General features: G+C 56.8%; 13 protein-coding genes. 9 read left to right on the forward strand and 4 right to left on the reverse strand.

Annotated elements, in window-relative coordinates:
* Nucleotides 1-122 precede the first annotated feature (122 nt).
* Together tag and INF61_RS10520 are read left to right on the forward strand one after the other, a co-directional pair.
* Nucleotides 123-704: a DNA-3-methyladenine glycosylase I gene (gene tag, locus INF61_RS10515; protein WP_017383572.1), complete on the forward strand. Its 582-nt coding sequence runs from the start codon at nt 123-125 to the stop codon at nt 702-704.
* Complete coding sequence (locus INF61_RS10520; protein ID WP_015569985.1) at nt 682-1,122, forward strand: N-acetyltransferase; 441 nt, start codon at nt 682-684, stop codon at nt 1,120-1,122. Before tag ends, INF61_RS10520 begins: the two co-directional genes overlap by 23 nt.
* On the opposite strand, the gene INF61_RS10525 is transcribed toward INF61_RS10520, so the two are convergent.
* Nucleotides 1,091-3,460, reverse strand: coding sequence for a molybdopterin guanine dinucleotide-containing S/N-oxide reductase (locus tag INF61_RS10525; protein ID WP_044488942.1), 2,370 nt, complete (start codon nt 3,458-3,460; stop codon nt 1,091-1,093). The genes INF61_RS10520 and INF61_RS10525 overlap by 32 nt on opposite strands.
* Before the next feature lie 122 nt (nt 3,461-3,582).
* Between INF61_RS10525 and INF61_RS10530 the strand changes: the two genes are divergently transcribed.
* The 6 genes from INF61_RS10530 to ghrB all read left to right on the forward strand — a co-directional run bounded on the left by INF61_RS10530 (nt 3,583) and on the right by ghrB (nt 9,635).
* Entirely contained in the window at nt 3,583-4,245 is a 663-nt protein-coding gene (locus INF61_RS10530; RefSeq protein ID WP_015569987.1) for an OmpA family lipoprotein, read from the forward strand.
* 179 nt (nt 4,246-4,424) lie between these two features.
* Nucleotides 4,425-5,441 (forward strand): LacI family DNA-binding transcriptional regulator, encoded by a 1,017-nt coding sequence (locus tag INF61_RS10535; RefSeq protein WP_040117076.1) that lies wholly within the window; start codon nt 4,425-4,427, stop codon nt 5,439-5,441.
* 102 nt (nt 5,442-5,543) lie between these two features.
* Nucleotides 5,544-6,293, forward strand: coding sequence for a sugar phosphate isomerase/epimerase (locus INF61_RS10540; RefSeq protein WP_193547758.1), 750 nt, complete (start codon nt 5,544-5,546; stop codon nt 6,291-6,293).
* Between the two features lie 3 nt (nt 6,294-6,296).
* Complete coding sequence (locus tag INF61_RS10545; RefSeq protein WP_193547759.1) at nt 6,297-7,235, forward strand: sugar kinase; 939 nt, start codon at nt 6,297-6,299, stop codon at nt 7,233-7,235.
* A 117-nt stretch (nt 7,236-7,352) separates the two neighbouring features.
* Complete coding sequence (locus INF61_RS10550) at nt 7,353-8,633, forward strand: MFS transporter (RefSeq protein ID WP_001089079.1); 1,281 nt, start codon at nt 7,353-7,355, stop codon at nt 8,631-8,633.
* 27 nt (nt 8,634-8,660) lie between these two features.
* Nucleotides 8,661-9,635 carry a glyoxylate/hydroxypyruvate reductase GhrB gene (ghrB, locus tag INF61_RS10555; RefSeq protein WP_032673092.1) on the forward strand — a complete coding sequence of 325 codons (975 nt, stop codon included), beginning with the start codon at nt 8,661-8,663 and terminating at the stop codon, nt 9,633-9,635.
* A 58-nt stretch (nt 9,636-9,693) separates the two neighbouring features.
* Here ghrB and cspA read toward each other — a convergent pair whose 3' ends face one another.
* Together cspA and INF61_RS10565 are read right to left on the reverse strand one after the other, a co-directional pair.
* Nucleotides 9,694-9,906: an RNA chaperone/antiterminator CspA gene (gene cspA / locus INF61_RS10560; RefSeq protein ID WP_003860775.1), complete on the reverse strand. Its 213-nt coding sequence runs from the start codon at nt 9,904-9,906 to the stop codon at nt 9,694-9,696.
* Nucleotides 9,907-10,150: 244 nt separating this feature from the next.
* Nucleotides 10,151-10,861: a DUF3053 domain-containing protein gene (locus INF61_RS10565; protein WP_017383576.1), complete on the reverse strand. Its 711-nt coding sequence runs from the start codon at nt 10,859-10,861 to the stop codon at nt 10,151-10,153.
* Between the two features lie 330 nt (nt 10,862-11,191).
* Here INF61_RS10565 and INF61_RS10570 point away from each other — a divergent pair, with 330 nt between their 5' ends.
* The gene (locus INF61_RS10570; protein WP_003860776.1) at nt 11,192-11,479 is read left to right on the forward strand and encodes an HTH-type transcriptional regulator; all 288 of its coding nucleotides are present in this window, start codon (nt 11,192-11,194) and stop codon (nt 11,477-11,479) included.
* Nucleotides 11,480-11,517: 38 nt separating this feature from the next.
* On the opposite strand, the gene INF61_RS10575 is transcribed toward INF61_RS10570, so the two are convergent.
* Complete coding sequence (locus tag INF61_RS10575; protein ID WP_193547760.1) at nt 11,518-13,137, reverse strand: ABC-F family ATP-binding cassette domain-containing protein; 1,620 nt, start codon at nt 13,135-13,137, stop codon at nt 11,518-11,520.
* Nucleotides 13,138-13,161: the final 24 nt, after the last annotated feature.

Genomic DNA, 13,161 nt, shown 5'->3' on the forward strand with positions numbered 1-13,161 from the left:
GTCATTGTTCGAAGAGGTATTAGGGCGTATAGCCCTGTATTAACTATTGTCTCTTTAGCAGACACGTCAAGCCGGGCAGATTGAAATTTTTGCGTTTACCGTATCAGGAAGGGAGATGACCTATGCAACGTTGCGGCTGGGTAAGCCAGGATCAGCTTTATATCGATTATCACGACAAGGAATGGGGCGTACCGGAAACCGACGGTAAAAAACTGTTTGAAATGATTTGCCTTGAAGGCCAGCAGGCCGGACTGTCGTGGATCACCGTTCTGAAAAAGCGTGAGAACTATCGCAAAGCCTTCCACCAGTTCGATCCGGCTGCGGTTGCCGCCATGACCGACGACGACGTGGAAAGGCTGGTTCTGGATACCGGTATCATCCGCCATCGCGGTAAAATTCAGGCCATTATTGGTAACGCGCGTGCTTATCTGGCGATGGAGCAAAACGGCGAACCCTTCTCAGCATTCGTCTGGTCGTTTGTGGATAACGAGCCGAAGGTGACGCAGGCCGCCACGCTTGCAGAGATCCCAACGTCGACCCCCGCCTCAGATGCCCTGTCGAAAGCGCTGAAAAAACGCGGCTTTAAGTTTGTGGGCACCACCATCTGTTACTCCTTTATGCAGGCCTGCGGGCTGGTCAATGACCACATTACGGGCTGCTTCTGCCATCCGGAGGGCCACCATGATCCGCAAATGGCAAAGTGAGGACACCGCTCCGCTTTTGAGTCTGTGGCTGGAGAGCACCACCGAGGCGCATCCGTTTATCGACGCAAGTTACTGGCAAGCGAATGAAGCGGTAGTGCGGGATGAATACCTTCCCGCCGCCGAGACCTGGGTCTGGGAAGAAAACGGTACCCTGTGCGGTTTTATCAGCGTCATGCAGTTCCAGTTCGTGGGGGCGTTGTTTATCGCCCCGGCGTTCATCGGAAAGGGGATCGGGCGTGCGCTGCTGAACCACGTTCAGCAGCACTATCCGTATTTAACTCTGGAGGTGTATCAGAAAAACGTGCGGGCGGTGAATTTCTATCATGCTCAGGGTTTTCGCATCGAAGACAGCGCCTGGCAGGATGATACCCAACACCCGACGTGGATCATGAGCTGGCAGGCGGATCAAACGCCGTAAGGGTAAGCGCCGGCCCCTCATATTTCTCCACCCATGCCAGCGCCGTATTCCCCGCGCAGCCATTCCCCAGCTTCGAGCTGGGGAGATCTTTGGTCAGCACGTTTACGGCGCCGTTCTTACAAATACCGCCCTCGTCCAGCGCCAGATCCGGCCATGCGCCCTGATGAATGCAGAAAACGCCAGGGCGGATCCCGTCACTCACCACGGCGCCTGCCAGCACCTGCCCGCGCGCGTTCCAGACCCGAACGAGGTCGCCGTGGTTAATCCCCCGCGCCTTTGCGTCATCGCTGTTCAGCGCAATCGGCTCACGACCCGCCACCGCATACTGCTCGCGCAAAGCCGAATAGTTGAGCTGGCTGTGCAGACGATGGGCGGGATGGGCAGACAGCAGCTGAAGCTGCCCCGGCTGCGCATTGCCATGCCATTCGTCCGGCTCCAGCCACGCCGGATGTGGCGGACAGTCCGCGTAGCCAAAGCTGGCGATGCGTTCGCTGTAGATCACAATCTTCCCGCTTTCGGTTTTTAGCGGGTGATTCTCCGGATCGCGACGGAAGTCAGCAAAGCGCACAAACCGCGCATTCTGCTCGCTTTCCGGCATTTCGAAGAGTTGATTCGCCTCCCAGAACTCAGCGAATGGCGGCAGCGTCACGCCCTGCGCAGCCCCGCGCTGGCTGGCAATCTGGTAAAACGTTTCCAGCCATTGCAGATCGGTTTTGCCCTCGGTGAAACGCTCCCGACCGCCCGCTTCCCACATTTCACTCAGGTCGGCAAAGACATCAAAATCATCCCGCGCTTCATCCCGGGGAGCCACGACGCGCTTCATCGGCACCATATGCTGATTGCTGTAATCCCCCGTCATGGTGAGATCGTTACGCTCGAACGAGGTCGTGGCGGGCAAAACGATATCGGCATGTTTCGCTGACGCGGTCCAGAAGCACTCCGAGATCACCACCAGCTCCGGTTTCTGCCAGGCGCGGATCAGGCGGTTAGTATCCTGGTGATGGGTGAAGTTGGCCCCACCCGCCCACCAGACAAACTTAATATCCGGGAAATGCCGATCCTGGCCGTTGTGCTGATAAAACCCGCCTGGGTTCTCCAGGGCTTCAACAATGCGTGCCACCGGAATTTTATCTACCGCGTCCACGCCACCCTGCACTGAGCCCTGCATGGAGGCCAGCACCGCGGCTTTTCGCGTCGGGTTGCCGCCGTTAGCAAAGTGATAGGAAAGCCCAAAACCGCCGCCGGGTGTGCCAATCTGCCCGAGCATCGCGGCGAGCGTCACCAGCATCCAGTGCTTCTGCTCGCCAAACTGCTGGCGCTGCATCCCCCAGCCGGACATGAGCATCGTGACACGGCTATGGAATAACGTCGCCAGTTCGCGGATTTTAACGGCATCAACGCCGCAAATCGCCGCAGCCCACTCTGCGGTTTTGGCGATACCGTCGGTTTGTCCCGTCAGGTAGTCGGCAAATTTATCGAAGCCCGTGGTGCAGCGCGCCAGAAATTCCGTATCGTGCCAGCCGTTCTCCACCAGGGTGTGGGCGATGCCCAGCATCATCGCCACGTCGGTGCCCATATGCGGCGCGATCCACTCGGCGCTGTCGCCGAAGAAATCCAGCGTTTCAGAACGCATCGGATCGATACAGATGATGCGCTTGCCGCTTTTGCGCAGCGCATCAAAGTAGGAAACGCCCTGCTCGTCGGACGCATTCCAGGCAATTTTCAGGGTATTGAGCGGGTTGGCGCTCCAGAGCACCACCACCTCCGCATGCTCCAGCACCAGCGGCCAGCTGGTCTGCTGCTGATAAACCTCATTCCCGCCCACGACATACGGCATGATTGCCTGCGCCGCGCCGGTCGAGTAATCGCCCAGATGGCCGGTGTATCCTCCGGCCAGGCTCATATAGCGTTGCAGCAGGGTTGCGGCCTTATGCAGCACGCCGTTCGAGCGCCAGCCATAGGAGCCGGCAAAAATGGACGACGGGCCATAGCTGTCGCGAATGCGTTTATGCTGGGTATGGATCAGCGCCAGCGCGTCGTCCCAGCTCACGCGTACGAACTCATCCTGCCCACGAATACCCTGCGGCTTATCCGGTGACGCCAGAAAGCCTTTACGCACCATCGGCCAGCGGACGCGGGTTTTACTGTGTACCTGATCGCGAACGACGGTCTGTAAAGAGTTGAGATGGCGCGAAGGCAAAGCCCCGCGAGACGACAGCACAGTGTCGCCATCGGTTTCGACCAGCATCGGCCCCCAGTGGGCGGCGGTCAGAATGGTTTTTGTTGAGGTGCTCAAAGCGTGCGCTCCTGGTTGCGTGCAGGTGTTTCGGCCTTTCATTGAGGCAGTTTATCGTTTGTGACAAATTTCAGAGTTATACACTGAATTTTCTCCGTATCCGGACGTCATAATCCACTGCCACGTCCATCGTGGCAAAGAATAAAAAGGATTAAGGAAATAAGATGAAAAAACGCGTACTCGTTATTGCCGCTCTGGTGAGCGGCGCACTGGCTGTTTCTGGCTGCACAACCAACCCTTACACCGGTGAACGCGAAGCGGGCAAATCCGGCATTGGCGCGGGTATTGGTTCCCTGGTGGGCGCTGGCGTTGGCGCACTCTCCTCCTCCAAGAAAGATCGCGGCAAAGGTGCGCTGATTGGCGCAGCGGCAGGCGCAGCCCTGGGCGGCGGCGTGGGTTATTACATGGACGTGCAGGAAGCAAAACTGCGTGACAAAATGAAAGGTACGGGCGTGAGCGTGACGCGCAGCGGTGACAACATCATCCTGAACATGCCAAACAACGTGACCTTTGACAGCAGCAGCGCGACGCTGAAACCCGCCGGCGCAAACACCCTGACCGGCGTGGCCGCGGTGCTGAAAGAGTACAATAAAACTGCCGTGAACGTGATTGGCTACACCGACAGCACCGGCAGCCAGGATCTGAACATGCGTCTGTCCCAGCAGCGCGCCGATTCCGTGGCCAGCTCGCTGATCGCCCAGGGCGTAGAAGCGAACCGCATCCGCACCAGCGGCATGGGTCCGGCTAACCCGATCGCCAGCAACAGCACGGCGGAAGGAAAAGCGCAGAACCGCCGCGTTGAGATTACGTTAAGCCCGGTGCAGTAGGTAAAAGCAAAACGGCAACCCCGTTGCCGTTTTTAGTGTTTGCGCCCTCTCCCGTGGGAGAGGGTTGGGGTGAGGACATCAGACCGCAACCTCCGGTAAGCGCAGCGCCACCCGGCAAATAGCTTGATTCGCCAGATTTTCCCGCTAAGGTATTCTCACTAAATTCAGGGAAATCAGCGATGATCAAACCAACCCGGGCCACCATCAGCGACGTGGCGAAAGCCGCCAAAACCGGTAAAACCAGCATTTCACGCTACCTCAACGGCGAGAAACACCTGCTTTCCGATGCGCTGCTGGCGCGAATCGAACAGGCCATTGCCGATCTCGACTACCGTCCCAGCCTGATGGCGCGCGGCCTCAAGCGGGGACGCACCCGTCTGATTGGCCTCATCATCGCCGATATCACCAACCCCTACTCCGTAAACGTCCTCAGCGGCATCGAAGCGGCGTGCCGTGAGAAAGGCTTTACCCCGCTGGTCTGTAACACCAATAACGAGGTTGATCAGGAGCTGCATTACCTCGATCTGCTGCGCAGCTATCAGGTGGAAGGGATTGTGGTGAATGCCGTCGGGATGCGAGAAGAGGGGCTAAATCGCCTGCAACAATCCTCTCTGCCAATGGTGCTTATTGACCGAAAAATCCCGGAATTTGCCTGCGATGTGGTCGGGCTGGATAACACCCAGGCGGCCACCACCGCCACTGAGCACCTGATTGAACAGGGCTTCGAAGCCATTTTATTCCTGAGCGAACCGCTGGGCATGGTTAACACCCGCCGCGACCGCCTGGCTGCATTTCGTGCCACGCTGGCGCGATATCCCGGCGTGATCGCCGAGAATGCCGAAATCCCCCTGCATGAAGCCGGGCAGCTGGATAATACCCTGCGCCAGTTCCATACCCGCCATCGGGGAATGCGCAAAGCGGTGATCTCCGCGAACGGGGCGCTGACGCTTCAGGTTGCCCGCTCGCTTAAACGCATTGGCCTGCACTGGGGCAGCGACATCGGCTTACTCGGCTTTGATGAACTGGAGTGGGCAGAACTTGCTGGCGTAGGCATCACCACCCTCAAACAGCCCACCTGGCAGATCGGCTTTGCCGCGGTTGAACAAGTGGTTCGCCGCATTGAAGGCACCCGCGACGCCGTACGCGAGCAGGTTTTTTCCGGCGAGCTGATCGTTCGCGGCTCTACTGCCCGTTAATTCCCCCTTCGTGACAGCGATCATAAATTCAGCATCCCGATCTTTTCTTTGGAACCGGTTCCATCTAGCGTAATACTATCGATTACGCTCTGGAGTCAGGAAATGAGCAGGAAAATTATGGTGGTCACCGCCGCGTATGGTGCGGATCAGGTGCGACAGGCAGGCGGTCAACGGGCAATGCTTCCCGTTATTGCCGGCGCGGGAGCTGATGGCGTTGAAATCCGCCGCGAGCTCTTCAGCAACGACGAGTTAATGGCCCTGCCTGCGCTCGGCGAGTCCATTGAACTGCTGGGTTTACTGGCGTGCTACTCCGCCCCGGCCCCCCTGTTTATGCCCGATGGCACCCTCAACACGGATCTCCCGCGCTACCTTAGCGAAGCCAGCGCCCTGAACGCGCTGTGGCTTAAAGTCTCGCTGGGTCATTTCAGCGACAAACAGCCGCTTGAAGCCCTGCGCACACTGCTGGATGAAAGCGGCATGACGCTGGTGGTGGAAAACGACCAGACCGACTGCGGGCAGCTCGCGCCGATGCAGCGCTTCAAAGCCGCCTGCCGGGTAATGGCGCTGCCGGTCACGCTGACGTTCGATATGGGCAACTGGCTGTGGGTTGGCGACTCCCCGGAAGAGGCTGCACGTCAGCTGGCTCCCGCCGTGAGCTATATTCATGTGAAGTCCGCAGTCCCACATAAGGCGCAGTTCCGCGCCGTCGCACCGGATCAGACCGATTCTCGCTGGCGGGATCTGCTTAATCAACTCCCTGCCGATGCGCCACGCGGTATCGAATTTCCGCTGGAAGGGACGGATCTCACCGCCGTCACCCGCCATTACGTCAACCTGCTGCGCGAGGAGTAAACCATGCACAAGACGCTGGATGTCATCACCATTGGCGAGGCCATGGCGATGTTTGTCGCCACCGAAACGGGCGAGCTGAGCGCAGTGGAGCACTTCATTAAACGCGTGGCAGGTGCCGAGCTGAATGTTGCTACCGGACTTGCGCGGCTGGGGCTGAATGTCGGCTGGGTAAGCCGCGTGGGAAATGACAGCTTTGGCCATTTTATTCTCGACTCACTGAAAAAAGAGGGCATTGATGCCGCAGGCGTGACCCTCGACGGACGCTTTGCGACGGGCTTTCAGCTGAAATCTAAAGTTGAAAATGGAACCGATCCCATCGTGGAGTATTTCCGCAAAGGCTCAGCGGCAAGCCATCTCTCCGTGGATGATTATCACGCCGCGTATTTCTCCTCCGCGCGCCACCTGCACCTGAGCGGCGTGGCGGCGGCGCTCTCGACCAGCTCGTACGATTTACTGGATCACGCGGCTTCGGCAATGAAAGCACAGGGCAAAACGATCTCTTTCGATCCTAACCTGCGCCCGGTGCTGTGGAAAAGCGAAGCGGAGATGGCTGAGAAACTAAACCGACTGGCGTTTCAGGCGGACTGGGTTCTGCCGGGCATAAAAGAGGGAATGATCCTCACTGGCGAAAGCACGCCCGAAGGCATTGCTGATTTTTACCTCAACAGAGGGGTAAAAGCCGTGGTGCTGAAAACCGGTGCCGACGGCGCATGGTTCAAAACTGCCGACGGTGAGCAAGGCGCTGTCGCTGCGGTAAAAGTCGACAACGTGGTCGATACCGTGGGCGCGGGCGATGGGTTTGCCATCGGGGTCATCAGCGCCCTGCTGGAGGGCAAACCGCTGTCGCAGGCCGTGGCGCGAGGCAACAAAATTGGTTCGCTGGCGATTCAGGTGCAGGGCGACAGCGAAGGATTACCAACACGAGCAGAGCTCGGCGTCTAAATTCCCTCTCCCTGTGGGAGAAGGCCTGGGTGAGGGCAGCAATCCGCACCAGATAATTAAGCCACCGTGTACCCTACAGACAACGGCGGCAACAACCTCAACAACAGAGGCAAGCCTATGAACAGTTCGACCAATGCAGTAAAACGCTGGTGGTACATCATGCCAATCGTGTTTATCACGTACAGCCTGGCGTACCTGGATCGTGCCAACTTCAGTTTCGCATCCGCCGCCGGGATCAACGAAGACCTCGGGATCACCAAAGGGGTCTCCTCCCTGCTGGGTGCCCTCTTCTTCCTGGGTTATTTCTTCTTCCAGATCCCCGGCGCGATTTACGCTGAACGCCGCAGCGTGCGAAAGCTCATTTTCATCTGCCTGATCTTATGGGGTGCCTGTGCGTCGCTTACTGGCGTGGTGAATAACATTCCTGCTCTGGCGGCTATTCGCTTTATTCTCGGCGTGGTTGAGGCGGCCGTCATGCCAGCAATGCTGATTTATATCAGCAACTGGTTCACAAAATCTGAGCGTTCACGTGCCAATACGTTCCTGATACTCGGTAACCCGGTCACCGTGCTGTGGATGTCGGTGGTTTCCGGCTACCTGATCCAGTCCTTCGGCTGGCGCGAGATGTTCATCATCGAAGGGGTTCCCGCGATTATCTGGGCCTTCTGCTGGTGGGTGCTGGTGAAAGATAAGCCAGCCCAGGCAAAATGGCTTTCTGAGGACGAAAAAGCCGCGCTCCAGGCGCAGTTGGATAAAGAGCAGCAGGGGCTGAAAGCGGTGCGTAACTACGGTGAAGCCTTCCGCTCCAGGAACGTTATTCTGCTGTGCGCACAGTATTTTACCTGGAGTATTGGCGTGTACGGCTTTGTGCTGTGGCTGCCGTCGATTATCCGCAGCGGCGGTGAAAACCTTGGCATGGTGGAAGTGGGCTGGCTGTCATCGGTGCCTTACCTGGCTGCGACCATCGCGATGATTATCGTCTCCTGGGCATCGGACAAGCTGCAAAACCGTAAGCTGTTCGTCTGGCCACTGCTGCTGATCGCTGCTTTTGCCTTCATTGGCTCCTGGGCCGTGGGCGCAAACCACTTCTGGGCTTCGTATACGCTGCTGGTGATTGCGGGTGCGGCCATGTATGCCCCGTATGGTCCGTTCTTTGCCATCATCCCGGAAATGCTGCCGCGTAACGTCGCTGGGGGCGCGATGGCGTTGATCAACAGTATGGGCGCGCTGGGTTCGTTCTTTGGCTCGTGGTTTGTGGGCTATCTGAACGGCGCCACCGGCAGCCCATCGGCCTCTTACATCTTTATGGGGGTGGCGCTTTTTGCCTCGGTATGGCTTACTCTGATTGTTAAGCCTGCTAATAATCAACAGCTACCCGTCGGCGCACGCCACGCCTGAATCCTTTTAAAATCAACGGAGATTAGCATGAAGCCGTCCGTCATTTTGTACAAAGCACTGCCTGAAGACCTGCAAAAACGCCTGGAAGAACACTTTACCGTTACCCGGGTCAAGAACCTCAGCCCGGAAACCGTGGCACAGCACGCCGACGCGTTTGCCAGCGCCGAGGGCCTGCTGGGTTCGAGCGAAAAGGTGGATGCAGCGCTGCTGGAGAAAATGCCGAAGCTTCGTGCTACCTCAACCGTTTCGGTGGGATACGACAATTTCGACGTGGATGCGCTAAACGCGCGCAATATCCTGCTGATGCACACGCCGCATGCCCTGACGGAAACCGTCGCCGACACGCTGATGGCGCTGGTGCTCAGTACCGCGCGTCGCGTGGTGGAAGTGGCCGAGCGCGTGAAAGCGGGCGAATGGACGAAAAGCATTGGCCCGGACTGGTTCGGCGTGGACGTTCATGGCAAAACGCTGGGGATTGTTGGGATGGGCCGCATCGGTCTGGCACTGGCACAGCGCGCGCATTTCGGCTTCAGCATGCCCATTCTGTATAACGCACGCCGTCACCACACTGAAGCTGAAGAACGTTTCAATGCCCGCTACTGCGAGCTTGATACGCTGTTGCGGGAAGCCGACTTTGTCTGCCTGATCCTGCCGCTGACGGATGAAACGCGTCATCTCATCGGCAAAGCGGCGTTTGAAAAGATGAAGAAATCGGCCATTTTCATCAACGCGGGTCGTGGTCCGGTGGTCGATGAGAAGGCGCTGATTGAGGCACTGCAAAACGGTGAGATCCACGCCGCCGGTCTGGACGTGTTTGAACAGGAGCCGCTGCCGGTGGATTCTCCGCTACTGACCATGCCGAACGTCGTCGCCCTGCCTCACATCGGCTCTGCCACTCATGAAACACGCTACAATATGGCGGCGACCGCCGTGGATAACCTGATTGCCGCGCTCGGCGGTAAAGTGGATAAGAACTGCGTTAACCCACAGATACAACAGTAGAAACGAAAAAACCCGCCAGAAGGCGGGTTTTTGAATTTTGTGCTACTGGGCTGGAAGCTTACAGGCTTACAACGTTACCAGCTGCTGGGCCTTTAGCGCCGCTTTCGATGGTGAAGGAAACTTTCTGACCTTCATCCAGAGATTTGTAGCCATCGTTCTGGATAGCAGAGAAGTGTACGAACACGTCTTTAGAGCCATCGTCAGGAGTGATGAAGCCGAAACCTTTATCAGCGTTGAACCATTTTACCAGACCAGTCATTTTAGCAGACATAGAAATTACCTTATTAACAAATATATTGTGCCTTCCGGCTTGATGGATTGCGTTACAGATTTTTAAGCGATGAAGGAAGGGTCACTACGAAGGGTATCTATGGATAACAATCTGGACTGCTTTACTAAACTGCTTTAGGTCTGTGTAACAAACCGACGGACATAGTTATACCGATGTGGTAGATGAATGACAAGCGTTATTTTCATCAAGCATAAAAAAAACCCCGCCGAAGCGGGGGTTTTTCTTATTCCGTAGCAGCGACCGCTGCGCTCCAGGCCTGGCTAAAGGCCTGGTGCTGGGACGCGAGCGGCCCGATCAGCGCATTGTACTGGCTCGCCTGCTGGGAGGTCGGGAACTGGATACCGTTAGAGACGAAGCTCACCTGCGTACCTTGTTCACTGATAAAGTCACCCACCTGAACCAGCTGCTGAGTAAAGACCTGCGCCGCCGGGATCAGCGGTTGCAAGGCGTTTGACGGCTTGGTCACGACTTTCTCATACACCTGGTCATAGACCGGTTTGAGATCCTCGCCCTGCTTCAACGCGGAACGCGACGCATCAGCCTGCATTTTGGCATTTTGCAGCTGCTGGCTCAGTACCCCAAGCGCGCCATTTGACTGGCGCAGCGGTTCGCGCTGGGTCATATAATCCTGTGGAACGCGAATAGCATTCACGCTATCCACTACCGGGCGAATACCGGAATCCATCGCCTGGCTTACCTGTTGTGAATAGCCATACAGAATGGCGTAATCCGACACGAATGGACCAAACTGTTTTTTCTGATCCGCAGTCAGCGTTGGTAAACGCTCGCCGCTACGCATCACTGTATTCTGTAGAAAATCGATAAACGCTTTGCGCTGATCGCCTTCTTTATCGAAACACCCACTCAGGCTAACAACCATCAACAACGCCGCAATAGGCGCAAACCAGCGAGAGCAGGACTTTCCTGTCGCCATTTTATTACTCCTTTCACCCAAAAAGCGCACACCGGCACACGCGTGCCCAACGCTGACAAGGATAGTCCAGGTCAGCCTTGCAAGATAGAGTTTTCATGCAAAACGGGTATTCCCGTTTTTGTACTGACTATTTACAAAAAAATACCTGTGCATCCCTACATATGACTAATCAGGTAATTAGCATAACTATCCATATAGCTGAAACGCGTAAAGCGATCGTTATCGCACAATTAATCACAGCCGTGACGATCCTGTGTCTGGTTTAGGGACTATTCTTAACAGGCTCTCTGATGTTCATGATCCCGATGTGTGATTTATGAGGAGTTCTCAATGGAATTAAAAGATCCTGAGTTTGAGCTGCTGAGCAGCCTGGAACAGATTATTTTTAAAGATGTACCGCCGACGGTTACCCTGAATCAAAAGTCCAATCCTTTTAGTGAATTTGAGCGTTTACGCAAAGGATCGGGCCTGAAAACAGATGAATTCGCAAGAGCGATGGGTGTCAGCGTAGCGATGGTGCTGGAGTGGGAGTCAAAACGTGAAAAACCTACCCCAGCCGAGCTAAAGCTGATGCGCCTGATCCAGGCAAACCCTGACCTTCGCAAGCAGTTAGCCTGATAAAGTTTGTTTGCCCCCGCCCTTGCGGGGGCTTGTGTTTACAGGCTTTCACATCGCCATCCCGTCTCTTCCCATACCAGTTCATGCGTCAGCTTCAGCCCTGCCAGAAAGGCTTCATCATGCGACACCACCAGCAGCGCGCCGGGGTAATCGGCTAAGGCCGCTTCAATGGCCTGAACAGAGGCCAGATCAAGATGGTTGGTCGGCTCATCCAGAAGCAACAGCTGCGTTGCCGCTTCACGCCACAATACGCAGGCCAGCGCGGCCTTCAGGCGCTCGCCGCCACTCAGTTCGGCCAGTGGGAGTGTCACTTTCTCTGCGCCCAGCTGAAGCTGCGCTAAACGGGTACGCAGCGCCCCCTCTTCGAGCGGCGTATTGCCCAGGCTAAGGTGCGTCATCACCGACTGCGACAGATCCAGCCGGGAAAGATGCTGATCGAGATAAGCACACCTGACGGAGACCTTACAGGTTCCCGTAACAGGGGCGGTTTCGCCCAACATCACTTTCAACAGCGTGGATTTTCCACAGCCGTTCGGCCCGCGTAGCGCCACGCGCATCGGGCCATCCATTCGCCAGTTTATCGGGCAGACAGGCACGTGCGGAAGCACCAGTTCTTCCAGCACCAGCACCTGTTTTCCTTCCGGGATTTCACTGCCCGGCAGGGTAAACATCACCGCGTTATCCTCTTCAACCCGCTCGCGTGCCTGGTTGACCGCAGCGTTCAGAGCATGATTTTGATCGCTATGCTGTTTTTTCCAGGAACCAATACGCTCTTTCGCCGCCCCTTTGTATTTGACCCGTTCAAACGAGGCGATGTTAAGGCTGTCGACCGTGCGAAGCGTTTTGGCTGAACGCCGCAGGCTGTCGTCATGCTCTTTATGCATACGGGCGCGGGTACGCTTGCGCTCGGTGGCAGCATGCTCCAGCGCGGCGCGGGCAGCCAGTTGCTCAGCATCACGCTGGGTTCGATAGTCAGCATAATTCCCCCCGTAGCTGCGCAAGCCCAACGCGCTCAGTTCAAGGATACGCGGTACCTGGGCCAGCAACTCACGGTCGTGAGAGGCCACCAGTACCCCGCCCTGATACCGGGAAAGCTGCTCGTAGAACCACACGCGGCCTTGCCTGTCGAGGTGGTTGGTCGGTTCGTCCAGCAGCAGGTAATCAGCATCTGCGGCGAATGCGCCGCACAGCAAGGCACGAATGCGCTCGCCGCCGCTCAGCTCTGCCGCGCGTTTATTCGGGTCAAAAGGGGGAAGTTTTGCAGTGATAAAAGCCTGGCTCAGCCGTTCAGCCAGATCCCAGTAACCATCGAGCGTGTCGAGATCGTCGGGTTCATAATGACCGCTGTCGATGCGCGTGCGCGCCGCAAAGATCGCGTCGTAACCAAGCAGTCCGGCAAGAGTCGTATCCGCAGAAATATCCTGCTGCTGCGCCACATAGACGTGTGTGCCAAAGCGCTCAATATGACCGCTGGCGGGTTCATCAACCCCTGCCAGCAGCCGCAGAAGACGTGTTTTACCGCTGCCGTTGCGGCCAACCAGCGCGCACACTGACGCATCCAGAGAAAGATTCAGCGGACCAAAAAGGATATCGCCCGTCGCAAACTGACAGGTGACCTGATGCAAAATAAAAGAGGGGGACTGCGCAAAATGAGCCATAAGCACTCCTGAATGAAATCAAAA

Source organism: Enterobacter cloacae complex sp. P18RS (genome assembly GCF_014982105.1).
GTDB lineage: Bacteria > Pseudomonadota > Gammaproteobacteria > Enterobacterales > Enterobacteriaceae > Enterobacter > Enterobacter hormaechei_C.

What these genes read in the sequence shown, in the direction of transcription:
- tag (WP_017383572.1), top strand. Translation starts at nt 123, where the DNA reads ATGCAACGTTGCGGCTGGGTAAGCCAGGATCAGCTTTATATCGATTAT.
- INF61_RS10520 (WP_015569985.1), top strand. Translation starts at nt 682, where the DNA reads ATGATCCGCAAATGGCAAAGTGAGGACACCGCTCCGCTTTTGAGTCTG.
- INF61_RS10525 (WP_044488942.1), bottom strand. Translation starts at nt 3,460, where the DNA reads ATGAAAGGCCGAAACACCTGCACGCAACCAGGAGCGCACGCTTTGAGC.
- INF61_RS10530 (WP_015569987.1), top strand. Translation starts at nt 3,583, where the DNA reads ATGAAAAAACGCGTACTCGTTATTGCCGCTCTGGTGAGCGGCGCACTG.
- INF61_RS10535 (WP_040117076.1), top strand. Translation starts at nt 4,425, where the DNA reads ATGATCAAACCAACCCGGGCCACCATCAGCGACGTGGCGAAAGCCGCC.
- INF61_RS10540 (WP_193547758.1), top strand. Translation starts at nt 5,544, where the DNA reads ATGAGCAGGAAAATTATGGTGGTCACCGCCGCGTATGGTGCGGATCAG.
- INF61_RS10545 (WP_193547759.1), top strand. Translation starts at nt 6,297, where the DNA reads ATGCACAAGACGCTGGATGTCATCACCATTGGCGAGGCCATGGCGATG.
- INF61_RS10550 (WP_001089079.1), top strand. Translation starts at nt 7,353, where the DNA reads ATGAACAGTTCGACCAATGCAGTAAAACGCTGGTGGTACATCATGCCA.
- ghrB (WP_032673092.1), top strand. Translation starts at nt 8,661, where the DNA reads ATGAAGCCGTCCGTCATTTTGTACAAAGCACTGCCTGAAGACCTGCAA.
- cspA (WP_003860775.1), bottom strand. Translation starts at nt 9,906, where the DNA reads ATGTCTGCTAAAATGACTGGTCTGGTAAAATGGTTCAACGCTGATAAA.
- INF61_RS10565 (WP_017383576.1), bottom strand. Translation starts at nt 10,861, where the DNA reads ATGGCGACAGGAAAGTCCTGCTCTCGCTGGTTTGCGCCTATTGCGGCG.
- INF61_RS10570 (WP_003860776.1), top strand. Translation starts at nt 11,192, where the DNA reads ATGGAATTAAAAGATCCTGAGTTTGAGCTGCTGAGCAGCCTGGAACAG.
- INF61_RS10575 (WP_193547760.1), bottom strand. Translation starts at nt 13,137, where the DNA reads ATGGCTCATTTTGCGCAGTCCCCCTCTTTTATTTTGCATCAGGTCACC.